Raw genomic sequence first — 23,588 nt, forward strand, 5'->3', positions numbered from 1 at the left:
CAGGGCCGGTCAGTTCGGCCGTCGGCCGGTGAGGGCCTCGGCCGCGGCCTGCGCGCAGACGCGGGCGGCGCCGTGGGTGGCGAGGTGGGGGGTGCCCTGGGGTGGCGCCTGGGGGACGCCCATCTCGACGACGGCGGTGTGGGGGCGGGCGGTCAGCAGGGCGTGCAGCGCGTCGGCCATCCACGGGTGGCGGTGCAGGTCGCGGACGACGGCCACGACGGGGCGTTCGCCGGCGGCGGTGAGCAGGGTGTCGACGAGGGCGCGGGGGCCGGCCGCGGCGTCCTCTGCGGCGTAGGCGGCGGTTTCGGTGCCGGGGAGGAGCCGGGAGAGTTCGGCGGCGACGCCCCAGGGGGTTTCGTCGCCGACGGCGATGTTGGCAAGGGGGGTGAAGGAGGCGACGTAGGCGGGGCCGGTCAGCGGCGCGCAGGGGGCGGCGGAGGTCAGGCGGAGGGCGCGGCGGGCGGCGGCCAGGCCGATCCCGGGTGCGGGCGCGATCCCCTCCCCCGCGCCCGCACCCGTGGTCCAGTGCGCCAGGGCGCGGACCCGTGCCGCGGCGTCGGCGAGCCGCTCCTCGGGCAGTTCGCCCTCCCGGACGGCGCGGACCAGCGCGTCGCGGAGCCGCAGCACGGTGTCCTCGTCGGCGAGTCCGCCGCCGACGCAGATCGCGTCGGCCCCGGCCGCGAGCGCCAGGACGCTGCCGCGTTCGATGCCGTAGGTGGCGGCGATGGCCCGCATCTCGATGCCGTCGGTGACGATCAGGCCGTCGAAGCCGAGGCCGCCTTCGGTGACGGGTGCGCGCAGCAGGCCGTGCAGGGCGGCGGGGCTGAGCGTGGCGGGACGTTCGGCGTCCAGGGCGGGCAGCAGGATATGGGCGCTCATCACGGCGCGGGTGCCGGCGGCCACCGCGGCGCGGAACGGCACCAGTTCGCGTTCCTGAAGCGTCGTCAGGTCGGCGGTGATGCGGGGGAGGTCGTGGTGGGAGTCGGTGGCGGTGTCGCCGTGACCGGGGAAGTGCTTGGTGCAGGCGGCGACGCCGGCGGACTGCAACCCCTCGACGTAGGCGGCGGTGTGCCGGGCGACGAGGTCGGGGGCGGCGCCGAAGGAGCGGACCCCGATGACGGGGTTGGCGGGGTTGGAGTTGACGTCGGCGGAGGGGGCCCAGTTGACGTTGATGCCGCAGTCGGCCAGGCGGCGGCCGAGTTCGCGGGCGACGGCGCGGGTCAGCTCGGTGTCGTCGACGGCGCCGAGCGCGAGGTTGCCCGGGAAGGAGGAGCCGCCGCGCACTTCGAGGCGGGTGACGTCGCCGCCCTCCTCGTCGATGGCGATCAGCAGGTCCTCGCGGACGTCGCGCAACCGGCCGGAGAGGGCGGCGAGTTGTTCGGGGTCGTGCACGTTGCGACCGAAGAGGGCGACGGTCGTCAGTCCCTCGTCGAGGCGGTGCAGCAGCCAGTCCGGCGCGGTGGTGCCGGTGAAGCCGGGCTGGAGGACGGCGAGCGCGTCCCGGGTGAGAGTGTCGATGGAGCGGGTGACGGTGGCCATGGCTATCCCTTCACCGCGCCGGAGGTCAGACCGCCGACGGCCTTGCGTTGCAGGAACAGGAAGAGGACGAGGATCGGGAGGGCGAAGAGGGAGGCGGCGGCCATCGTGGCGCCCCAGTCGTTGCCGAACTGGGTCTGGAACTGGGACAGCCACAACGGCAGGGTGCCGGCGCCGGGCTCCTTGTTGAGCACCAGCACGAGCGGGAACTCGTTCCAGGCGGTGATGAAGCCGAAGAGGGAGGTGGCCATCAGGCCGGGGGCCAGCAGCGGCAGGACGACCTTGACGAACGCCTGGCGGCGCGAGCAGCCGTCCACCATCGCGGACTCCTCCAACTCCTTGGGTACGGCGGCGACATAGCCGCGCAGTGTCAGGAGGGTGAAGGGCAGCACCATCAGCAGGTAGAAGAAGGTGAGCGGCAGCAGGCTGTTCAGCAGGTCCGCGTCCCGGACGATCATGTAGATCGAGATCACCATGACCTCCCAGGGCGCCATCTGGGCGACCATGAAGGTCAGCAGGATGCCCTTGCGGCCCTTGAACCGCATCCGGGCGATGGCGAACGAGCCGCACAGTCCGATCACCAGCGACAGTCCGACGGCGACCACGGTCACCAGGACGGAATTCCCGGCCAGCCGCCAGAAGTTCGGGGCGTCCACGGCCGTCACGAAGTGCGAGAAGGTGCTGTGGAACGGGAACCACACCGGGTCCTCGCTGAGGATGTCCTGGGTCGGCTTGAAGGCCGTGGCGAACATCCAGTACACGGGGAAGGCGAAGACGAGCGCGAGGACGGCGGCTGTCGCGTTGGGCCAGATCCGGCCGGCGAGTGAGCGCTTCACAGCGCGTCCTCCTCTTGCTTGAGCGTCAGGCGCAGGTAGTACGCGGTGAGGGCGAGCAGCACCACGATGGTCAGCACGGAGATCGCGGCGCCCATCCCGAAGTGGAGGTTGCCGACGCCCTCGGTGAAGGCGTAGATCGGCAGCGTCTCGGTGAGCCGGTCCGGGCCGCCCTGGTTGATCGCGAAGATCTGCGGGAACGCCTTGAAGACCCAGATGACTTCGAGGAACGTCGTGGCCATGAAGAAGGGGCGCAGGAAGGGGAAGGTGACGGAGGTGAAGATCTTCCAGGTGCCGGCGCCGTCCATCCGGGCCGCTTCGTAGAGCTCCTTGGGGATCGTCGTGGTGGCGGCGTAGAGGTTGAGGGCCACGAAGGGCAGCGACTGCCAGACGATCAGGACGGTGATGACGAAGAAGGTGGACAGCTGGGTGCCGACCCAGTCGTAGCGGGCCATGGAGTGCCAACCGAGGTGGTCCAGCACCCAGTTGACGACGCCGAAGCGGGAGTCGAAGAGCCACTGGAAGACGGTGGTGGCGGCGATCGACGGCATCGCCCAGGCCAGCACCAGCGCCACCGACAGCGTCAGCCGCATCTTCTTGCCCAGCCGGGCCAGCAGCAGTCCGAGCAGGGTGCCCAGCACCATGATCAGGACGACGTTGACGGCGGTGAAGACGACGGTGCGGACGGTGACCCGCCAGAACTGCTCGCTGCCCAGGACCTCCTGGTAGTTGCCCAGCCCCCGCCAGTCGGTGAGGTGCTGGATCAGCTCCTTCATGTTGAGGTTCTGGAAGGAGAGCACCAGGTTGCGGACGAGCGGCCAGCCCAGGAAGACCGCGGTGGCGAGCAGGGCAGGGAGCAGCAGGAGGTAGGGGGCGGCCCGCCGGCCGCCGGCGCCGCTCCGGGCCGGCGGTGCGCCGCCCTTGCCGGTCCGCGGCGCGGTCCTCCCCGCCGCTTCGTCGAGCTGCACTGCCATGAGCGTGTGGTCCCCTCGTTCCCGTGGATGCGCCTGTGGTGCCCGTGGAGGCGGCCGCCGGTCCCGCGGGGGCCGGCCCGGCGCGGTGGCGGCGGCCGCGGTCGCTGTACCGGGCGTACGGGCCGGGCGGCAGGGACGCCCGGCCCGTACGCGTCCGGTGGCCGGCTACTGCTTGGCGAGCCGGGCGTTCAGCTCGGACTCGATGTCCTTGGCGGCGTCGGTCGGGGCCTTACCGTTCAGGACCGCGGTCATGTAGTTCTTGATCGGGTTCGGCACGTTCTCGACCGCGGCCCACTGCGGGATCAGCGGGGTGGTGCCGCCGGACTTCTCGGCGGCCGGGGCGGCGGCCGCGGCGGCCGGGTTGTCCTTGGCGGCGCCGGCCAGGGCCGGGGACTTGGGTGTCCAGCCGGATTCCTTGACCATCTGGGCGTCGTTGTCCTTGGAGAGGGCGACCTTGAGGAATTCCTTGGCGAGTTCCTGGTTCTTGCTCATTCCGGCGACGGCGAAGTTGGAGCCGCCGAGGAAGACGCCCTCGGGCTTGGCGGCACTCTCCCCCGGAATGGTGAAGAATCCGATGTCGTCCTTGATCTTCGGATTGGCCTTGATGGCGGTGGCCGCCTCGTAACCCATGGCGATGATGGCGCCGGTCTTCCCCTTGGCGAAGATCTCGCCCTGCTGCGGGGTGGCCTCGTCCTTGTTCTTGGGGGCGGTGCTGAACGCCTGGTACTGCTTGTAGATGTCCATCGCCTTGGCGACCTTGGGGTCAGAGAAATTCGAGACCCATTTGCCGCCTTCCTTCTTCACCAGTTGCGCACCGGTGCCGATGGTCAGGCCGTCGAGGAAGTACCAGTTCTGGCCGGGCAGGTAGAGCGGCTCGGCGTCGGTCTTCTGCTTGATGGCGTCGAGGTCGTGGAAGAGCTCGGCGCGGGTGGTGGGGAGCTTGGTGATCCCGGCCTGGGCCCAGATCTTCTTGTTGTACATCACCACGCGGTTGCCGGCGAACCACGGCAGGGCGTACTGCTTCCCGTCCACCATCGCGGCCTTGTTGAAGGCGTCGTTCCAGTCGGCGCCGATCTCCTTCTTCAGATCGCCGAGGTCGACCAGGGCGCCGGCCTTGGCGTAGGCGGCGGTCTGGGTGTTGCCGATCTCGACGACGTCCGGCGGGGTGTCCTCGGAAAGCGCGGTGCTCAGCTTCTGCTGAATTCCGTTCCACTGCTGGACCTTGAATTCCACAGTGGCGCCGGTCTTCTTCTTGAATTGCTCGGACACCTGCTTGGTCCATTGGTCCGGATTGGAGCCGGACATCACCCATACGGTCAGCTTCTGCCCCTTGAAGCCGTCGGCACCCGCATTTCCGCCGCTCGACCCACAGGCAGCGACACTCACCAGCATTCCCGCGACCGCGGTCGCCGCTATGAGCCCACGCTTCATCGCGCTCTCCCCCTCAAGGACGGGTTTGGGTTTAATGGTTTAGACCAGTTCCCGCAGCTTGGCCTAGACCTTTAGGGGTGTCAAGGGTGTATAAGAGTCGCTGTCAGGTCCGTTACCGGACCGACATCTGACGGGGCGGGACCCGCGTGGACCCCCGGACACCCCGTCCGTGCCACGATGTGAGCCGCTACGTACGGAGGAGCCGGTGACGGCAGCACGACAGGCATCGGAGAGGCGGGTCATGGACACCGAGGCGGGCAGCGCCGAGAGCGGCGGCAGTGGCGCGCGGACCGCCCGGGTGCCCAAGTACTACCGGCTCAAGCGGCATTTGCTGGAGATCACCGAGACCCTGCCGCCGGGCACCCCGGTGCCGCCCGAGCGCACCCTCGCCGCGGAGTTCGACACCTCCCGCACCACCGTCCGCCAGGCCCTCCAGGAGCTGGTCGTCGAGGGCCGCCTGGAGCGCATCCAGGGCAAGGGCACCTTCGTCGCCAAGCCCAAGGTCTCCCAGGCACTGCAACTGACCTCCTATACGGAGGACATGCGGGCCCAGGGCCTGGAGCCGACCTCCCAGCTGCTGGACATCGGCTACGTCACCGCCGACGACCGGCTGGCCGGGCTGCTGGACATCGTCCCCGGCGGCCGGGTGCTGCGGATCGAGCGGCTGCGGCTGGCCAGCGGCGAGCCGATGGCCATCGAGACCACCCACCTGTCGGCCAAGCGGTTCCCGGCGCTTCGCCGCAACCTCGTCAAGTACACCTCGCTCTACACCGCGCTGGCCGAGGTCTACGACGTCCGGCTGGCGGAGGCCGAGGAGACCATCGAGACCTCGCTGGCCACCCCGCGCGAGGCCGGGCTGCTGGGCACCGACGTCGGCCTGCCGATGCTGATGCTCTCCCGGCACTCCCTGGACGCCCACGGGCAGCCGGTGGAGTGGGTGCGCTCGGTCTACCGCGGCGACCGCTACAAGTTCGTCGCCCGCCTCCAGCGCCCGGCGGACTGAACCCGCCCGCGTACGCCGCACGGGCCGGGCCGTACGGGCCCCGACCGCACCGCCGCCCGTCCACCGCGTCACACCACGAGCGCCGTCCCGGCACCTTCTCCGCCCAACTCCCCCGCGATAACCGCCCCATACCGATATGCGGACAGCTAGTGACGCGTGCCACGTCCCTGGCTTAGATTTCCAGCCGATTACACAGGAGTTCACCAGGGACGGGAGCCACGGTCATGGCCGAGAAAGCCGCACCACCGGACCGCAGACCGGTCGTCACCCCCACGCGGGTGGTGGCCGGATTGTGCCTGCTCGCCCCGTTCGTTGCGATGTTGTGGGTGAGTTCGTACGCGAGGATCGAGCCGACGCTGATCGGGATCCCGTTCTTCTACTGGTACCAGATGGCGTGGGTGCTGATCTCGACGGCGCTGACCGCCGTGGCCTACAAGCTGGTTCAGCGTGAGCAGCGCGCCCGCAAGGGTGGTGCGGACCGATGACGACCCCTGTCACGACGCTCGCCGCAGCCTCCCGGGGCGTCAACGGCGTGGCGCTCGCCGTCTTCGTCTTCTTCTTCCTCGCCGTCACGGTCATGGGCTTCCTGGCCGCGCGCTGGCGCAGGGCCGAGCAGTCCGCCAGCCTCGACGAATGGGGCCTGGGCGGGCGGAGCTTCGGCACCTGGATCACCTGGTTCCTGCTGGGCGGCGACCTGTACACCGCGTACACGTTCGTGGCCGTGCCGGCGGCGATCTACACGGCCGGCGCCTCCGGCTTCTTCGCCGTCCCGTACACCATCCTGGTCTACCCGCTGATCTTCACCTTCCTGCCCCGGCTCTGGTCGGTCTCGCACCGGCACGGGTACGTCACCACCTCCGACTTCGTCCGCGGCCGCTTCGGCTCCAAGGGCCTGTCGCTGGCGGTGGCGCTCACCGGCCTGCTCGCCACGATGCCCTACATCGCGCTCCAACTCGTCGGCATCCAGGCCGTGCTGGACGTGATGGGGGTCGGCGGCGGCGAGCACGCCAACTGGTTCGTCAAGGACCTGCCGCTGCTGATCGCGTTCGCCGTGCTGGCCGCGTACACCTACTCCTCGGGCCTGCGGGCGCCCGCGCTGATCGCGTTCGTCAAGGACGGGCTGATCTACCTCGTCATCGTGGTGGCGATCATCTACATCCCGATCAAGCTGGGCGGCTTCGGCGAGATCTTCCACTCGGCCAAGGAAACGCTCGCCGTGCACGGGCCGACCGGCAAACCCCGCGGTGAACTGGCCAGCGGCCCCAACGCGCAGTGGGCGTACGCGACGCTCGCGCTCGGCTCGGCGCTGGCACTGTTCATGTACCCGCACTCGATCACCGCGACGCTCTCCTCGCGCAGCCGCAACGTCATCCGCCGCAACACCACCATCCTGCCGCTCTACTCCCTGATGCTGGGCCTTCTCGCGCTGCTCGGCTTCATGGCGATCAAGGCCGGCACGGACACCCGGGGCAATGCGCAGTTGGCGATCCCGCAGCTCTTCGCGGACATGTTCCCCAGCTGGTTCGCCGGGGTGGCGTTCGCCGCGATCGGCATCGGCGCACTGGTGCCCGCGGCGATCATGTCGATCGCCGCCGCCAACCTCTTCACCCGGAACGTCTACAAGGACTTCCTCAAGCCGACCGCCACGCCCGAGCAGGAGCACAAGGTCGCCAAGCTGGTCTCCCTGCTGGTCAAGGTCGGGGCGCTGGCCTTCGTCCTCACCATGGACAAGACCGTAGCGATCAACTTCCAGCTGCTGGGCGGCATCTGGATCCTGCAGACCATGCCGGCGCTGGTCGGCGGCCTCTTCACCCGGTGGTTCCACCGCTGGGCACTGCTGGCCGGCTGGGCGATCGGCATGGTCTACGGCACCCTCGCCGCGTACGGGGTGGCCAGCCCGACCCAGAAGCACTTCGGCGGCTCCAGCGCGGAGATCCCCGGGATCGGCGAGATCGGCTACATCGGCCTGACCGCCTTCGTGCTGAACGTGGTGGTGACGGTCGTCCTGACGGTCGTTCTGAAGGCCCTCAAGGCCCCTGAGGGCACCGACGAGACCGTCCCGGCCGACTACACCGCCGACCTCGGCGACAAGGGCGTCACCGCCGACCTGCCGCCGGCCACGGCGGGGTCGCCGGCGGGGCACTGACGGTCATCAACTACGGCGGAGGGCCGTCGCGTTCCCCTGGGGCGCGGCGGCCCTTTCGCGTGTACGGGCGGCGACCGCGCCGCCACACTGGCCCCATGGACATCACGATCAGGCCCATACGCCAGGCGGAGTTCGAGACGGTCGGGGAGCTGGTGGCGGAGGTGTATCTGGCCGAGGGGTTGCTGCACGGCGGGGAGCACGATCCGTACGCGGCGGAGCTGCGGAAGGTGGCGCACCGCGCGGAGCACGCCGAGGTGCTGGTGGCCTCGGACGGCGTGGACGGGGCGGTGCTGGGGGCGGTGACGTTCGCGGCGCACGGCAGCCCGTACGCGGAGTTGGCCGGGCCCGGGGAGGGCGAGTTCCGGATGCTGGCGGTGCGGCCCGAGGGGCGCGGGCGCGGCATCGGGGAGGCTCTGGTGCGGGCCTGTCTGGCGCGGGCGCGGGCGCTGGGGCTGCGCGGGATGGTGCTGTCGAGCCAGCAGCACCTGCTGCCGGCGCACCGGCTCTACCGGCGGCTGGGGTTCGCGCGGGCGGCCGAGCGGGACTGGGCGCCGGTGCCCGGTCTGACGCTGTGGGCGTTCGCCCGCGAGCTGGCCTAAGCGGCGTTCCGGCGGGCTCCGGGCCCCCTTCGGGCGGGCCACCGGCGGAATTTCGGTGGGGTTCCGAGGCGTTTCCGAGGGGATCCGGGCGGGTCGGCGCTTCGCACACCTGGGGGAATGGTATGAGGCGGCGACACAAGATGTGGGGGTGCGTGCGGGGAGCGACACAAGATGTATGCTCGTCCTCGCTGTCGCCGCAGGGGAATCCGGTGCGAATCCGGGACTGCCCCGCAACGGTGTGCGAGCGCGGACCACGGCCCTTTCCTCAAGGGCCGGTCGCGCGCTCCCGAGTCCGAAGACCTGCCGACGGTACGCCCGCACCGCCATCGGTGCGGCGTCGATACGTCCGGGCCCCGAGGGATGGGCAGATGGACGCCGCGCGGCCGACCCGCGCACCCCCGGTTCGCCGCGGGGTGCCCCATGCCCGCTCGGCTCCCGTCATGCCGCCACCCCTCCCGGCCCCCGCCGAGTGAGGGAGAGCATCAGGTGACCATCGCGCCAACGGAGCCAGCGTCAGACGCCGAGGTCGTGCAGCCCGTGGTGGCCGCGCCTCCCGCGCACGCGGACGGGCCGGGCACCGCCCTGCTGCGGACGCTGACCGAGCTGACCGTGGACCTGACCGCGACCGACCCCGGCAAGGTGGCCGCCGCCGCGCTGCGCGGCCGGCACCCCGGGTCCGACGAGGCCGAGTTGCGGTCGCTGGCCACCGAGGCCGCGGCCGGGCTGATCGCCGACGAGCCGCAGTACTCCAAGCTCGCCGCGCGGCTGCTGACCCTCGCCATCGCCGAGGAGGCCGCCGGCCAGGGCGCCACCTCCTTCTCGGCGTCGATCGCGGTCGGCCACCAGGAGGGGCTGATCGCGGACGTCACCGCCGCGTTCGTCGGCACCCACGCCGAGCGGCTGGACGCCCTGGTCGACGGGGCGCTGGAGGCCAGCGCCGACGACCGGTTCGGGTACTTCGGGCTGCGCACCCTGCACTCGCGCTATCTGCTGCGGCACCCCCTCACCCGCAAGGTGATCGAGACGCCCCAGCACTTCCTGCTGCGGGTGGCCTGCGGGCTCGCCGAGGACGACTCGGCGCGGGCGCTCGCGGACGTCGCCGAGCTGTACCGGATGACCAGCACGCTCTCCTACCTGCCGTCCTCCCCCACGCTCTTCAACTCCGGCACCCGCCACCCGCAGATGTCCTCCTGCTATCTGCTGGACTCCCCGCTGGACGAGCTGGACTCCATCTACGACCGCTACCACCAGGTGGCCCGGCTCTCGAAGCACGCCGGCGGGATCGGCCTGTCGTACTCCCGGATCCGCGCCCGCGGTTCGCTGATCCGCGGCACCAACGGGCACTCCAACGGCATCGTGCCGTTCCTGCGGACCCTGGACGCGTCGGTGGCCGCGGTCAACCAGGGCGGCCGCCGCAAGGGCGCGGCCTGCGTCTACCTGGAGAGCTGGCACGCCGACATCGAGGAATTCCTGGAGCTGCGGGACAACACCGGCGAGGAGGCTCGCCGGACCCACAACCTCAACATCGCGCACTGGATCCCGGACGAGTTCATGCGCCGGGTGGAGGCGGACGCGGACTGGTCGCTGTTCTCCCCGTCCGACGTGCCCGAGCTCGTCGACCTGTGGGGCGAGGAGTTCGATGCCGCCTACCGGGCGGCGGAGGCCGCGGGCAAGGCCCTCAAGCAGGTCCCGGCGCGGGTGCTGTACTCCCGGATGATGCGCACCCTGGCGCAGACCGGCAACGGCTGGATGACGTTCAAGGACGCCGCCAACCGCACCGCCAACCAGACCGCCGAGCCCGGCCGGGTCGTGCACTCCTCGAACCTGTGCACGGAGATCCTGGAGGTGACCGACGACGGGGAGACCGCGGTCTGCAACCTGGGGTCGGTCAACCTCGCCGCGCACCTGGGCGCGGACGGCGAGATGGACTGGGAGCGGCTGGACGCCACCGTCCGCACCGCGGTGACCTTCCTCGACCGGGTCGTGGACATCAACTTCTACCCGACCGAGCAGGCCGCCGCCTCCAACTCCCGCTGGCGGCCGGTGGGTCTGGGCCTGATGGGCCTGCAGGACGTCTTCTTCCGGCTGCGGCTGCCGTTCGACTCGGCCGAGGCGCGCGAGCTGTCGACCCGTATTTCCGAGCGGATCATGCTCGCCGCCTACGAGGCGTCCGCCGACCTCGCCGAGCGGCACGGCCCGCACGCGGCCTGGTCCGCGACCCGTACGGCGCGCGGCGTGCTGCACCCGGACCACTACCCGAACGCCGAACCGCGCTGGGCGGACCGCTGGACGGCGCTGCGCACCCGGATCGCCGCGACCGGGATGCGCAACTCGCTGCTGCTGGCCATCGCGCCGACCGCCACCATCGCCTCCATCGCCGGCGTCTACGAGTGCATCGAGCCGCAGGTCTCCAACCTCTTCAAGCGCGAGACGCTGTCCGGTGAGTTCCTCCAGGTCAACACGTACCTGATCGAGGAGCTCAAGGAGTTGGGCCTGTGGGACGCGCGGACCCGGGACGCGCTGCGGGAGGCCAACGGCTCGGTCCAGGAGCTGGCCTGGATCCCCGAGGACGTCCGGTACCGCTACCGCACGGCCTGGGAGATCCCCCAGCGCGCCCTGATCGACATGGCCGCGGACCGCACGCCGTACCTGGACCAGAGCCAGTCGCTCAACCTCTTCATGGCGTCGCCGACCATCGGCAAGCTCAGCTCGATGTACGCCTACGCCTGGAAGCGCGGCATCAAGACCACGTACTACCTGCGCTCGCGGCCGGCGACCCGGATCGCCCAGTCGGCCCGCGCCGCGTCCGTCCCCGCACAGCCGCCGGTGGCCGACCCCGAGGCGGTCGCCTGCTCCCTGGAAAACCCCGAGTCCTGCGAGGCATGCCAGTAATCATGACCACTGCACCCGAGAAGAACGCCGGCGCCGCCCACACCGTCACCGCCGGCGGCCGCAAGAACCTCCTCGACCCGGGGTTCGAGCTGACCCTGCGCCCGATGCGCTACCCGGACTTCTACGACCGCTACCGGGACGCGATCAAGAACACCTGGACCGTGGAGGAGGTCGACCTCCACTCCGACGTGGCCGACCTCGCCAAGCTCTCCCCGGGCGAGCAGCACCTCATCGGCCGCCTGGTGGCGTTCTTCGCCACCGGCGACTCGATCGTGGCCAACAACCTCGTCCTGACGCTGTACAAGCACATCAACTCCCCCGAGGCGCGGCTCTACTTGAGCCGTCAGCTCTTCGAGGAGGCGGTGCACGTCCAGTTCTACCTGACGCTGCTGGACACCTACCTGCCCGACCCGGACGACCGGGCCGCCGCCTTCGCCGCGGTGGAGAACATCCCGTCCATCCGCGAGAAGGCGGAGTTCTGCTTCAGGTGGATGGACCACGTCGACCAGCTGGACCAGCTGGAGAGCAAGGCCGACCGCCGCCGCTTCCTGCTGAACCTGATCTGCTTCGCGGCGTGCATCGAGGGCCTGTTCTTCTACGGCGCGTTCGCGTACGTGTACTGGTTCCGCTCGCGCGGCCTGCTGCACGGCCTGGCCACCGGCACCAACTGGGTCTTCCGCGACGAGACCATGCACATGGACTTCGCGTTCTCGGTGGTGGACACCGTCCGCGAGGAGGAGCCCGACCTCTTCGACGACGCGCTCCAGCAGCAGGTCACCGACATGCTCAAGGAGGCCGTGGAGGCGGAGCTGCAGTTCGCCCGCGACCTGTGCGGCGACGGCCTGCCGGGCATGAACACCGACTCGATGCGCGAGTACCTCCAGTGCGTGGCCGACCAGCGGCTGCAGCGCCTGGGCTTCGCCCCGGTGTACGGCTCGGAGAACCCGTTCTCCTTCATGGAGCTGCAGAACGTCCAGGAGCTGACCAACTTCTTCGAGCGGCGCGCCTCGGCCTACCAGGTCGCCGTCGAGGGCTCGGTCTCGTTCGACGACGACTTCTGATCCCGACCGCCTGACCCGTCGTCCGGCCACCCGCCGAATGTGAGCGTTCGATTAGCGGGTGGCCGGAGCGGCAACCGGAGCCCCTGCCACCACATCTACGCAGATATGGAGGGCAGGAAGAAAAGTCGCCGATACATCGACTATCCCCGTCTGGGCCGCAAGGGGGTGCGCCGCTGGCTGCCGTCGTGGCGCCTGTGGCTGGGCACGTTCACCTTCGTCCTCGCCGCTCTGGCGGGGCTGTTCGCGTTCGTCTACGCGAAGATCGACATCCCCAACGAGAACGCGCTGGCCGCCCGCGAGGCCACCGTCTACTACTGGGCGGACGGCAGCCAGATGGTCAGCGTCGGCGCCGTCAACCGGCAGAACGTCACCCTCGACAAGGTGCCCAAGCACGTCCAGAACGCGGTGATAGCAGCGGAGAACGCCACCTTCTACGAGGACCACGGGGTCTCCCTCACCGGCATCGGCCGGGCCGTGGTGAACATGCTCTCCGGCGGGGACACCCAGGGCGGTTCGACCATCACCCAGCAGTATGTGAAGAACACCTATCTCTCGCCGGACCAGACCGCCACCCGCAAGGTGAAGGAATTCATCATCGCGCTGAAGGTCAACAACCGGAAGTCCAAGCCGGAGATCCTGCGGGGCTACCTCAACACCAGCTGGTTCGGCCGCGGTTCGAACGGCATACAGGCCGCGGCACACGCCTATTACGGCATCGACGCCAAGGACCTCAATCCCAGCCAGGGCGCCCTGCTGGCCGCCCTGCTGAAGGGCTCCGAGCAGTACGACCCGGGGCTGAGCAAGGCCAACCACGCCCGGGCGGTGGCCCGTTGGAAGTGGATCCTCGACCGGCTGGTCGCCACCGGCGCGATGAGCCAGGAGGAGCGGGCGCAGTACCGCGACTTCCCCGAGCCGCACCCGGTGGCCAAGCCCACCAGCCAGGCCGGCCAGATCGGCTATCTCGTGGACGTCGCCAACAAGTTCGTCAAGGGCGCCACCGGGCTGACCGACAAGGACCTGGCCCGCGGCGGCTACCGCATCCACACCACGTTCGACAAACAGCGCACCCTCCGGCTGGAACAGGCGGTCGACGGCGTCCGGACGAAGAGCCTCGACCCGAAGAAGCGCGCCGCGGACACCTTCGTGGAGTTCGGCGCGGCCTCGGTGCGCCCCGGCGACGGCGCGATCGTCGCGCTCTACGGCGGCGCCGACGCCACCCGGCACTTCAGCAACAACGCCGACACCACGGCGGTGCCGGCCGGCTCCGCCTTCAAGCCGTTCGTGCTGGCCACCGCCCTCCAGCAGGAGGCCGAGCAGTACGGCGACCAGCCGCGCCCGGTGGACGCGCCCAGCCGGGCCGAGGCGCTGCGCGGCGCCCTGATGCAGGGCGACAACATCCCGTTCGTGCAGGCCGGGAAGCAGCTCGGACTGGAGCGGATCCGGGACCTGACGCTCGGCCTCGGGCTGCGCAAGGAGAGCCTGGCGCAGCTGGAGCAGACCTTCCCGCTGGGCACCTCGGCACCCAGCGCCGTCCGGCTGGCCAGCGCGTACACCACCTTCGCCAACGGCGGGCTGCACGCCGAGCCGTACGCGGTCGCGAAGATGAGTCACCAGGGCAAGGCCGTGACCGGGTTCGAGCGCACCGAGCCGCAGCGGGTGGTCACCCCGGCGGTCGCGCAGGAGATGACCAACACGCTGTCGGGGCTGGGCTGGCGGGCGCTGGGCGTGCCGGGCGGGAAGCCGGTGCAGCAGCCGGTCGCGGCCGCGGTCAGCGAGGCCAAGGACCGGATGAAGTCGGCGTGGTTCGTCGGCTCCCCGCCGCCGGCCGGCGCCGCCGACTGGGGCGCGGGGTGGGCCGGGTCGGGTCCCGGCGGGGCCGGTGTCCGCGCCGACCGGGCCTCCGGCCGGGGGGACGGTGGCGAGCCCACCACCGCGATCACTCTCTTCCGCAACAAACCGGGCGCGCCCCAGCTGCTGCCGCTGAACGGCGTCGGCGGCCCCGACACCGGGCTGGGCACTTCGCTCCCGCCCCAGGTCTGGGCCGCCTACCAGAACGTCGCATAGGGCCGGTCCGGTGGATCACCGGAGCCCCGCCGCGCCGTCGTCTCAGTCGTTGGGGACGACGGGGTAGCGGGGCTCCCGCTCGGCCATCTGCTTCAGCGCGTCCTTGCGGTCCCGCTTGGAGAGCCGGTCGATGTAGAGGTAGCCGTAGAGGTGGTCGGTCTCGTGCTGGAGGCAGCGCGCGAAGTAGCCGGTGCCCTGGACGACGATCGGCTCGCCCTCGGCGTTCTGGCCGCGGACCACCGCGTAGTCGGGGCGGGGCAGCTCGGCGTACGCGCCGGGGACGGACAGGCAGCCCTCGTTGGAATCGTCCAGCACCCGACGGCCGGCGGGCAGCTCGTCCAGGACGGGGTTGCACACCGCGCCGACGTGCCGGACGCCCTCGTCGTCCAGGCAGTCGTAGACGAAGACCTTGAGGTCCACGCCGATCTGGTTCGCGGCCAGGCCGACGCCCTCGGCGGTGCGCTGGCTGGCGAACATGTCGTCGATCAGCTGCGCCAGCTCGTCGTCGAACGCGGTGACGTCCTTGCACTCCTTGTGGAGAACCGGGTTGCCGACCACGGTGATCGGACGGGAGGTGCCGCGCTCCCGGTGGGCCGCCTCGCGCTCCTTGGCGTCCGTGACGTCGTCGATGAACTCGACGTTCTCCTGCTGATCACTGTCCTGCTGGGCCATCTCCGCCGTACGCCTTCCTGCAAAACCCTCGGGGAACGCCCTACAGCCTACGGGGGACGCGGTCGCCGCTCAGCAGACCTCTTCAAGATCACGCCATTCCCGGGTGTCCGGGCTGTCCGCGACCCAGCCGTCCAGCAGCCCGCGCACCAGGGCCGCGGGCGCCGCGATGCCGCACTCGCGCTCGGGGACCCACAGCGAGCCGGAGCCCGCCGTGCGGTGACCCAGCGGCCCGGGGTGGCCCGGCTCGCTGTGGTCGTGCGGGTCCAGGTGCTCGCCGTCGCCCTCGTCGCTGGGCATGCGGCTCTCGGAGCACGTGCGGCACAGCAGCCGCACCGACGACGACCAGTCCTCCGCGGCGAAGCCGGCGTCGGCCGCCAGCTGCTCCAGGGCGTCCCGGTCGGCCTCGGAGGCGGCCTCCAGGAGCACCACCCAGGTGGGTACCGGGGAGGGCGCCCACAGCTCGATCTCGTCGAAGACCGGGAACGCCCGGGTCTCGCCGCCGACCGCGGTGGTGGTCCGCTCGCCGTGCGGGACGCCGTCGTGCAGCACCACCTCGCCCCAGCGCCGCCCGGAGGACGGCAGCGGAATGGAGAGCACCTCGATCCGGGCCGGGTCCAGGCGGCGGCCCCAGACCACCTCCGCCTCGCCCTCGGGCGAGAGCCGGACCGCGGCGCTGCCCAGCGCCATGCCCAGCGGCTCCCCGGTGGGCGAGCCCTCGCCGGGGACCTTCAGCCCGTACGCCTGCCAGGCGCGGCGGGCCAGCGGCCAGTCCTGGAGGGCGGTGGCGGCGATGCCCACGTTCCACCAGTCGGGGGCCCCGGTCTCGCGGTCCAGCAGCGCCACCGCGCGCAGTCCGGCGGCCCGGGCCTGCTCCCAGTCGTGCCGGAACTTGTGCAGCAGCGCGAGGTTGAACCAGGACTCCGACAGCCAGGGCTCCATGTCCGCCGCGCGGGTCAGGAGCGCCCCCGCGTCCTCGTAACGGCCGTCGCCGATCAGCGTGAAAGCGCGGTCGGTCGCCTGCCGCCACGAGGCGGAGGGCCGGTGCCGTACCTTGCCGAAGATCCTCACGATTCCCGCCTGCTGGTTGCTCTTGTGCCGCTCCGGAGGTGTCCCGGGCGGCGCCCGGGACCTTCTGGGGGCCCACTCGACAACCTGCCACAGATTGCCGTCGGGCTCAGCCTGGTGCGCTGCGCCCCCGTGCGGCTCATGCCCTGCGCCGACCCCCTGAACCCCCGTTCAGGGGGCTCCCTTCGCATCCAACCATGCCCATCTCGCGGGGCGCTCATTACCCATGGGTTCCCGTGCGGTGGACGGCCCGGGAACACCATGCGGCAGGGGTGTGCGGGGCCCGCTACGGGAGCGTACGGGCCCCTTCCGCGCACCGGCGCACACCGTGCGCGATCAGCCCGCCGGACCCCCGCGCGCCAGCACCCGGGCGAGCGCCTCGACCACCCCCGGCTCGTGGTCCCTGGCGGTGGCCAGCCGCAGCCGTTCCAGGGCGCGCAGCCGCCCGGCGGGGCCGGCGGCGCCCGCCACGAGGTCGTCGTAGGCGTTGACGGTGCGGACGATGCGGGCGGTGACCGGCTGCTCCCGGTACGGATCGGCCTGCCGCTCGACGATCACCGCGACCTGCGCCGGGGCGCCGGTCTGCCGGGCCACGGCGCCGCCGAGCAGGGCGATCCGGCGCTGTTCGGCGGCCGGCAGCGGGACGGTGGCGCCGTCCGGCACCGGGTCGACGAGCGAGAGCTGGCCGATGTCGTGCATCAGGGCGGCGTGTTCGAGGACGTCCAAGTCCGCTCCGCCGAGCCCGAGTTCCCGGCCGACCGCGCGACTGAGCGCGGCGACCCGGCGGGCGTGGCCGGGCGGGGTGCAGCCGGCGATCTCGGTGGCGCGGGCCAGCGAGGCGATGGTCTGGCGGTAGGTGGCGCGCACCGCCGCGTACCGGCGGAAGGCGATCTGGGTCAGCAGCAGCGGCAGGCAGAACACCGGCAGCGCCCACAGCCCGGCGGCGGCGACGGCCAGCGCGATGACCACGCCGGTGGCGCAGATGGCGGTGCCGATGCCGGGCAGCGCCCGCAACTCGTCGCGCAGCAGCGGCCCGTACGGCCAGCCGGTCCGGGCCCGGGCCAGCGCCGCCGCCAGCACCGCGTCGCACAGCGCGGTCAGCCCCAGCAGCACGGCCAGGAAGAGCGGGCGAACCGGACCGGCCGCACCCCAGGAGCGCAAGGCGTCGACGTGGTATAGGGGTTGGCAGCAGGTGGCGGCGAACCCGACGGTCAGCACCCGGCGGGCGAGCGGGTCCAGCGCCGGCCCGCCACCGCGCACCAGGTACGGGACGAGCCCCACCAGCCCGGCCGCCACCACCACCGCCACGGTCTGTGGGACCCCGTGCACGGCCGGCCGCCCGCCGGTGGCGTCGAGCAGCGCGTACCCGAGCGCCCCGGCCGCGCCGAGCGGGGCGCCCTCCCGCAGACCGGGGAGCGGCTGCTGCCGGCGCACCGAGGGGATCGGGGGCTCCACCGCGGAGGGGGCTCCCGCCGCCGGAGCGACGTGGGGGGCGGGTGCGGAGCGCGGTGCTCGGGGCGGGTCGGGCCGGTGGCCGGCCGGCCGGGCGGGGACCCGGCGCACCGCCTCGCCGGCCGCGATCAGCACCCCGAAGGCCAGCGCGGTGCGCGGCCCGGTGATCCCGTGCCACAGGGTGTGGCCCAGGCCCCAGCAGGCCAGTACGGCGGCCGGCCCGTGCACCCAGGCGGTCGCGCGGCGGCTCATCGGGCGGCGCCGTGGCCCGCGCCCGGCCGGTGGGCCCGGGCCGGAGGGACGTTTCCGCGCCCCGCCGGGACCGGGTCCGGCGCCCGCTGCTCCTCCGCGGTCACCTGGTCCGGCCGCCAGCCGTGCTTGTCGAGGGCGGCGGCCAGCGCCCGGACCATCCGCGGGTCGAACTGCGTCCCGGCGCACCGGCGGAGTTCGGCGACCGCGGCGGGGACCGGGCGGGCGCGTCGGTAGGAGCGGGTGGAGGTCATCGCGTCGAAGGCGTCGGCGACCGCCACCACCCGGGCGCATTCCGGGATGTGATGCCCCGCCAGCCCGTAGGGGTAGCCGCTGCCGTCCATCCGCTCGTGGTGGTGCAGGATCGCCGCCCGCGCCTCGCCGAGGAAGCCGATGCCGCGCACGATCTCGTGGCCGTACTCGGGGTGCAGCTCGATGATCCGGCGCTCCTGCGGGGTCAGCGGGCCGTCCTTGCGCAGCAGCCGGGTGGGGACGCCGAGTTTGCCGACGTCGTGCAGGATCCCGGCGAACCGCAGCACCTCCAGCCGGTCCTCCGCCATGCCCAGCTCCCGGGCGATCAGCACCGACGCCCGCCCGACCCGCTCGCTGTGCCCGCGGGTGTAGCGGTCCTTGAGGTCCACGGCCTGGACGAGGGCCCGCACGGTGGCCTGGTGGGCGGCGCGTTCCCGCTGGTACTGCGCGGACGCCCAGCAGGACAGGTGCACCGGCAGCAGCACCAGCAGCGCCGCCGGCGGCCCGTAGACGCTGTGCCAGAGCACCGCCATCATCAGCCCGGTCAGCCCGTGGACGAGGTGCGGGACCGGCAGCCGGACCGTCGGGCCGCGCCAGGCGGTGCGCACGGGGTGCCGCTCAGCGAGGACCAGCACCCCGCCGCCGAGCGCGACGAGCACGGCGCAGAAGGCCCCGGCGGCGGCCAGCGCGGGCGGCAGCAGCTCCGGGAAGGGCGCGGCGGCCGGGGCGGCGGGCGCGGCGGTGCGGAAGACCTGGGCGGCCGTCCAGGCGGCGAGGGCGAGTTCGGCGGTGTGCCAGACGCGGCGGGCCACCGGCCAGGGCCGGGCGGGCGGGGTGAGCAGGGCGCCGGGGACGGCGACCAGGACGGCCAGCGACGGCGGCAGCAGGAAGGATCCGGCGAGGACGACGGGGGTGGCCCAGCCCGGCGGAAACGTCCCGGGCGTTGCGTCGGGGCCGGTGGACTGCCGTGCGCGGCCGTCGGTCAGCGGGCAGCGGCGCATCCGCGCGCACAGGCCGTGGAGGGCGCCGAGGGCCAGCGCGCCGGTCCAGGGGGCGGCGGCGCCGAGCCGGACCGCGGGGGCCGCGCAGAGCGCCGCGGCCAGGGCGGCACAGCCGATGTACATCCGCGCGGCCGCCGGAAGTTCCCGCATCGCGCCCTCCTCCCCCTCCTCCAGCTACCGCTGGGAGGTGCCCCCAGCCCGACGCACCCGCCGCCACACGGCGGGAGACCACGCACCGCGGGGGTCCGGCGAGAATAGAGGGGCCGGGGCGCCGGCGGAGGCGCATCGGCGGATCGAGCGGGACGGATCGCCCCACCCCTCACTCCCAGGGATGACAGGAGCGCGCACCCGTTCGAGAAACGGGCGGGTCGGGCGTACGCGCGCGGGCCGTGCGGAGCCGGGCTCCGGAGGGGCCGTGCGGTCCTACTCGGCGTGCGCGGCGTTGCCCGCCGCGTCGGCCTTCGGGGACGCGCCGGCGGCGCCCTGGGCGTCCGCCGCCCGCTCCCGCTGGGCCTGTTCGTGCCGGGCCTGGTCCAGCACGCTCACCTCGGGCACGGTCTCGCCGGCCCGGATCAGCTCGATCCGGCCCATGACCTTCGACCGCAGGTCCACGGGCACGTCGTCGTGCCCGCAGCAGCGCTTGACCAGCTTCTTGACGGCCTGCTCCAGGCCGTACTTCTCCAGGCACGGCGAGCACTCGTCGAGATGGACCTGGAAGTCGGCGCACTCCCCGGCCGGCATCTCGCGGTCGAGATACTCGTACAGGTGGTCAAGGACCTCTGAGCAGTCCTTCTCGTGCGGCTCTCCGCAGCTCATGATCCCGTGCCTTTCCGGTCGTGCGACTCCGGCGCCGGCGCGGACTGCGCCTCGGCAGCCGCCCCCGCCGGGACCAGCCCGCGCTCACGGGCGTAATCCTCCAGCATGCCGCGCAGTTGGCGCCGGCCACGGTGGAGACGGGACATCACCGTGCCGATGGGTGTCCCCATGATGTCGGCGATCTCCTTGTACGCAAAGCCCTCGACGTCCGCGAGATAGACGGCGATCCGGAATTCCTCGGGGATCGCCTGGAGCGCGGCCTTCACGTCCGAGTCGGGGAGGTGGTCCAGCGCCTGCGACTCGGCGGAGCGCAGACCCGTCGACATGTGGGACTCGGCGCGGGCGAGCTGCCAGTCCTCGATCTCGTCGGCGGCGCTGCGCTGCGGCTCACGCTGCTTCTTGCGGTAGGAGTTGATGAAGGTGTTGGTGAGGATCCGGTACAGCCACGCCTTGAGGTTGGTGCCCTCCCGGAACTGGTGGAAGGACGCGTACGCCTTGGCGTACGTCTCCTGCACCAGGTCCTCCGCGTCGGCCGGATTGCGCGTCATGCGCAGAGCGGCGGAGTACATCTGGTCGAGGAAGACGAGGGCATCCCGCTCGAAGCGCGCATTGCGCTCGACGTCGCTCTCCGTCCGGCCCGTGGGCTGCTCCGCAGCCGAGCCGTCGGTCCCTGCGTCGGTTCCGGTGACCGGACCCACCTCCTCCAACACCGTGGCGGATCCCGCGACTGCCGCCGCGGACCCTCTCGATTCGGAGAATAGACGACGATCCGGTGCCGCCGCCGCTCCAGCCAGAGCGGGCTGCGTCACCTGCATCTGCGACCACTGCAGGTCGGCGGCCGGGCGGGCCGGGCAAGCGATCCCCATGCGACGGACTCCCATTCCTCGTGCGCGCTGGACGTACTCCACTGCTTTCGCCTGGCACAACAGCGGCACGGGTGCGGATCATTCCCGGCCGGACGCACCGGTTTCACCGCCCGTTCCGGCGGGTCGGGCCGGGGCTCCGCGGACCGGGCGGCGCCCCGCCCGGGCCCGGTCGGTCAACCGAACATCCCGTCCAGCCACGCCACCACCGCGTCGGTGAGCACCGCCATCGACTCCGCCTCGGTCACCCCCGCCGACTTCGGCACCGCGAAGCCGTGGTCGCCGTAGGCCACCTCGGTGAGCCCGGTGCCCGCGGGGAACTCCTCGGGGCGCCCGAACGGGTCCCGGCCGCCCTGCACCACCAGGGTCGGCACCCCGGCGCCGGTGAGCTCCTCCGCCCGGGACTTCTCCGGCTTCCCCGGCGGGTGCAGCGGGAAGCTCAGCGCCAGCACGGCCTGCGCGCCCAGCTCGCGCGCCGTGCGGCAGGCCACCCGGGCGCCGGCGCTCCGGCCGCCCGCGACCACCGGCAGGCCGGGCTTCTCCAGCGCCGGCCAGAGCGCCGTCCACCCGGTGTCCAGGGTCTTCGGCGCGGGCGCCACCTTCTTGCCGGCCACCCGCCACGGCTGCTCGACCAGCGCCACGGTGTAGCCGCGGGCCGGCAGCGCGGCCGCCAGGGCCTGCAGGTCACGCGCCTCGATGCCGCCCCCCGCGCCGTGGCTGACGGCGACCACGGCCCGGGCCGGCTCGGCGTCGCGGTACCAGGAGATCCGGGCGTCGCCCGCCGGCGTCGCGACCGTCTCGCTCTCGTTCGCCCTCGTACTCATACGGCCATCCTGCCCGGGCCGTGCCGGGGAGCGCGGCGCGGCCCGCCCGGCGCGTCAGAACAGCGTGCCGACCTCGGGGCCTTCGAGCTCGGTGACCAGCTCCGGCCCGTTGTTGCGGACGTTGCTGACGCCGGTGGGGACCGGGTGGGCCCGCATCAGCCCGGGCGGCGGCGGGGCGAGCAGCGCGCGCAGGTCGTCGGGGTCGGTGCGGGCCGGGTCGAGCCAGGCGTCCCAGCGGTCCGGCGGCAGCACCAGCGGCATCCGCGGGTGGATGTCGGCGAGCGTCCGCGGGCCGTCGTCCCCGGTGGCCCCGGCCAGCGGGGTGGTCTCGGCCTCGGTGGTGACGACCGTGCAGGTCACCCACCAGGCCAGCGGGTGGTCGCCGGGCAGGGTGCGGTCCCGCCAGAACTCGTAGAGGCCGGCCATCGCCATCACCGAGCCGTCCGCCGGCGTCACGAAGTACGGCTGCTTGCGGGGCCGCTTCTTCCGGCCCTGCTCCTCCAGCTCCCGCTCGGCGGCGCCGGTGACCCACTCGAAGTAGCCGTCCCCGGGGAGCAGGCAGCGGCGGGTCGCGAACGCCTGCCGGAACGAGGGCTTCTCATGCACCGTCTCGGCCCGGGCGTTGATCATCCGCGCGGCGCCCTCGGGTGATTTCGCCCACGACGGGACCAGGCCCCACTTGAGCGTCCGCAGCTGGCGCACCGGGCCGGGCGGGAAAGCGGCGGCGGCCTCGCCCTTGAGGGGACGTTCCAGTACCGCCTGCACGTTGGCCGTCGGGGCGATGTTCCAACTGGGCGCCAGGGTCTCCGTGGGCTGCCACTGCCGGACGTCGAAGATGCCGACCAGGTCCTCGGGCTGCCGGCTCGCTGCATACCTACCGCACATGCGTGCCACACTGCCATGCACGCCGAAGGGAGACGTGGAGATCTTGGACACCCACCACATCACGGACGTCTGGGACCGGGTCTTCTCGGCCCAGCCCGGGCCGTCGCTCTGGCTGGTGATCGTCACCGGCGTGCTGGCCCTCGGCGCCGTCATACCGCGCACCGCCTGGCGGCTGTCGCGGAACGCCGTCACGATCGCCCACGAGGGCGGCCACGGCCTGGTCGCCCTGCTGACCGGCCGCCGGCTGGACGGGATCCGGCTGCACTCCGACACCTCGGGGCTGACCGTCTCCCGCGGCAAACCGCACGGTCCGGGCATGATCCTGACCGCCGCGGCCGGCTATCTGGCCCCGTCACTGCTGGGTCTGGCGGGCGCCGCCCTGTTGGGCGCCGGGCACACCACGGCGCTGTTGTGGGGGGCCACCGCGCTGCTGCTGGCGATGCTGGTGATGATCCGCAACGCGTACGGCGTCCTGACCGTCGTGCTCGCCGGCGGCACCTTCCTCCTGGTGTCCTTGCTGACCGCGCCCGAGGTGCAGGCGGGGTTCGCGTACGCGGTGGTGTGGTTCCTGCTGCTGGGCGGCGTGCGGCCGCCGTTCGAGCTCCAGGGGAAGCGGCGGCGGATGATGCGCGCCGCGTCAGCGGCTCGTGCCGGGGTGGTGGTCGGGCGAGGGGCTGGCCCGGGGGACTCCGACCCGGATCAGTTGGCCCGGCTCACCCATGTCCCGGCCGGTGTCTGGCTCGGGTTCTTCCATGTGGTGACCCTCTGTTCCCTCATGGGCGGCGGGCGCTGGCTGCTCGGTGTATGAGGAGCCGATGTCCCTACTGATGGGCATCCGGTAACCCACATTCCGTATGTCGGTGTCGCGCCTGTTGCCCCGGAGGGGGCCGCTGCCTGCGGTTGCACCGCGGGAGCCGTGTTTCGCACAGGTTGCGCCGCTTTTGATCAAGATCGGCACCCTTGTCCAGCC

The 23,588-nt window shown here is 72.2% G+C and carries 20 protein-coding genes and 1 riboswitch; of the genes, 8 read left to right on the forward strand and 12 right to left on the reverse strand.

Going from position 1 to position 23,588, the window contains the following annotated elements:
- Positions 1-9: 9 nt before the first annotated feature.
- The 4 genes from MOV08_RS15145 to MOV08_RS15160 all read right to left on the reverse strand — a co-directional run bounded on the left by MOV08_RS15145 (position 10) and on the right by MOV08_RS15160 (position 4,774).
- Positions 10-1,539: a glycoside hydrolase family 3 protein gene (locus tag MOV08_RS15145; protein ID WP_275307754.1), complete on the reverse strand. Its 1,530-nt coding sequence runs from the start codon at positions 1,537-1,539 to the stop codon at positions 10-12.
- Positions 1,540-1,541: 2 nt separating this feature from the next.
- Positions 1,542-2,372: a carbohydrate ABC transporter permease gene (locus MOV08_RS15150; protein ID WP_039632911.1), complete on the reverse strand. Its 831-nt coding sequence runs from the start codon at positions 2,370-2,372 to the stop codon at positions 1,542-1,544.
- Complete coding sequence (locus MOV08_RS15155; protein ID WP_039632912.1) at positions 2,369-3,343, reverse strand: carbohydrate ABC transporter permease; 975 nt, start codon at positions 3,341-3,343, stop codon at positions 2,369-2,371. Before MOV08_RS15155 ends, MOV08_RS15150 begins: the two co-directional genes overlap by 4 nt.
- A gap of 165 nt (positions 3,344-3,508) precedes the next feature.
- Positions 3,509-4,774 carry an extracellular solute-binding protein gene (locus tag MOV08_RS15160; protein WP_039632914.1) on the reverse strand — a complete coding sequence of 422 codons (1,266 nt, stop codon included), beginning with the start codon at positions 4,772-4,774 and terminating at the stop codon, positions 3,509-3,511.
- A gap of 241 nt (positions 4,775-5,015) precedes the next feature.
- Here MOV08_RS15160 and MOV08_RS15165 point away from each other — a divergent pair, with 241 nt between their 5' ends.
- The 7 genes from MOV08_RS15165 (at position 5,016) to MOV08_RS15195 (ending at position 14,539) form a co-directional block, all read left to right on the forward strand.
- Positions 5,016-5,777 (forward strand): GntR family transcriptional regulator, encoded by a 762-nt coding sequence (locus MOV08_RS15165; protein WP_039632916.1) that lies wholly within the window; start codon positions 5,016-5,018, stop codon positions 5,775-5,777.
- 224 nt (positions 5,778-6,001) lie between these two features.
- Positions 6,002-6,262, forward strand: coding sequence for a DUF3311 domain-containing protein (locus MOV08_RS15170; protein ID WP_067347078.1), 261 nt, complete (start codon positions 6,002-6,004; stop codon positions 6,260-6,262).
- Entirely contained in the window at positions 6,259-7,923 is a 1,665-nt protein-coding gene (gene mctP / locus MOV08_RS15175) for a monocarboxylate uptake permease MctP (RefSeq protein WP_275307755.1), read from the forward strand. The genes MOV08_RS15170 and mctP overlap by 4 nt, the downstream gene beginning before the upstream one ends.
- A 95-nt stretch (positions 7,924-8,018) precedes the next feature.
- A complete protein-coding gene (locus tag MOV08_RS15180) occupies positions 8,019-8,522 on the forward strand; it encodes a GNAT family N-acetyltransferase (protein ID WP_039632920.1) in 504 nt (167 codons plus the stop codon).
- A gap of 169 nt (positions 8,523-8,691) precedes the next feature.
- Positions 8,692-8,844: riboswitch (cobalamin riboswitch) on the forward strand.
- A gap of 164 nt (positions 8,845-9,008) precedes the next feature.
- Positions 9,009-11,414: a ribonucleoside-diphosphate reductase subunit alpha gene (locus MOV08_RS15185; RefSeq protein ID WP_275307756.1), complete on the forward strand. Its 2,406-nt coding sequence runs from the start codon at positions 9,009-9,011 to the stop codon at positions 11,412-11,414.
- A gap of 2 nt (positions 11,415-11,416) precedes the next feature.
- A complete protein-coding gene (locus tag MOV08_RS15190) occupies positions 11,417-12,475 on the forward strand; it encodes a ribonucleotide-diphosphate reductase subunit beta (RefSeq protein ID WP_039632924.1) in 1,059 nt (352 codons plus the stop codon).
- Positions 12,476-12,580: 105 nt separating this feature from the next.
- Positions 12,581-14,539: a transglycosylase domain-containing protein gene (locus MOV08_RS15195; RefSeq protein ID WP_275307757.1), complete on the forward strand. Its 1,959-nt coding sequence runs from the start codon at positions 12,581-12,583 to the stop codon at positions 14,537-14,539.
- Between the two features lie 42 nt (positions 14,540-14,581).
- On the opposite strand, the gene def is transcribed toward MOV08_RS15195, so the two are convergent.
- The 8 genes from def to MOV08_RS15235 all read right to left on the reverse strand — a co-directional run bounded on the left by def (position 14,582) and on the right by MOV08_RS15235 (position 22,618).
- On the reverse strand, positions 14,582-15,211 hold the full coding sequence (gene def / locus MOV08_RS15200; RefSeq protein ID WP_275307758.1) for a peptide deformylase: 630 nt from the start codon (positions 15,209-15,211) through the stop codon (positions 14,582-14,584).
- Positions 15,212-15,280: 69 nt separating this feature from the next.
- Positions 15,281-16,279: a tetratricopeptide repeat protein gene (locus MOV08_RS15205; RefSeq protein ID WP_039632926.1), complete on the reverse strand. Its 999-nt coding sequence runs from the start codon at positions 16,277-16,279 to the stop codon at positions 15,281-15,283.
- 333 nt (positions 16,280-16,612) lie between these two features.
- Positions 16,613-17,980 carry an HD-GYP domain-containing protein gene (locus MOV08_RS15210; protein WP_275307759.1) on the reverse strand — a complete coding sequence of 456 codons (1,368 nt, stop codon included), beginning with the start codon at positions 17,978-17,980 and terminating at the stop codon, positions 16,613-16,615.
- Complete coding sequence (locus tag MOV08_RS15215; RefSeq protein ID WP_275307760.1) at positions 17,977-19,380, reverse strand: HD-GYP domain-containing protein; 1,404 nt, start codon at positions 19,378-19,380, stop codon at positions 17,977-17,979. The genes MOV08_RS15210 and MOV08_RS15215 overlap by 4 nt, the downstream gene beginning before the upstream one ends.
- Positions 19,381-19,653: 273 nt before the next feature.
- Positions 19,654-20,046, reverse strand: a complete 393-nt coding sequence (gene rsrA / locus MOV08_RS15220; RefSeq protein ID WP_039632928.1) for a mycothiol system anti-sigma-R factor — start codon at positions 20,044-20,046, stop codon at positions 19,654-19,656.
- Entirely contained in the window at positions 20,043-20,744 is a 702-nt protein-coding gene (locus MOV08_RS15225) for a sigma-70 family RNA polymerase sigma factor (RefSeq protein ID WP_039640870.1), read from the reverse strand. Before MOV08_RS15225 ends, rsrA begins: the two co-directional genes overlap by 4 nt.
- Before the next feature lie 341 nt (positions 20,745-21,085).
- Positions 21,086-21,733, reverse strand: coding sequence for an alpha/beta hydrolase family protein (locus MOV08_RS15230; RefSeq protein WP_039632930.1), 648 nt, complete (start codon positions 21,731-21,733; stop codon positions 21,086-21,088).
- Positions 21,734-21,787: 54 nt separating this feature from the next.
- Positions 21,788-22,618 carry an SOS response-associated peptidase gene (locus MOV08_RS15235; protein ID WP_275307761.1) on the reverse strand — a complete coding sequence of 277 codons (831 nt, stop codon included), beginning with the start codon at positions 22,616-22,618 and terminating at the stop codon, positions 21,788-21,790.
- Between the two features lie 43 nt (positions 22,619-22,661).
- Here MOV08_RS15235 and MOV08_RS15240 point away from each other — a divergent pair, with 43 nt between their 5' ends.
- Positions 22,662-23,426, forward strand: a complete 765-nt coding sequence (locus MOV08_RS15240; RefSeq protein WP_039640873.1) for a M50 family metallopeptidase — start codon at positions 22,662-22,664, stop codon at positions 23,424-23,426.
- Positions 23,427-23,588: the final 162 nt, after the last annotated feature.

Source organism: Streptomyces yunnanensis (assembly GCF_029011865.1).
GTDB classification, from domain to species: domain Bacteria; phylum Actinomycetota; class Actinomycetes; order Streptomycetales; family Streptomycetaceae; genus Streptomyces; species Streptomyces yunnanensis.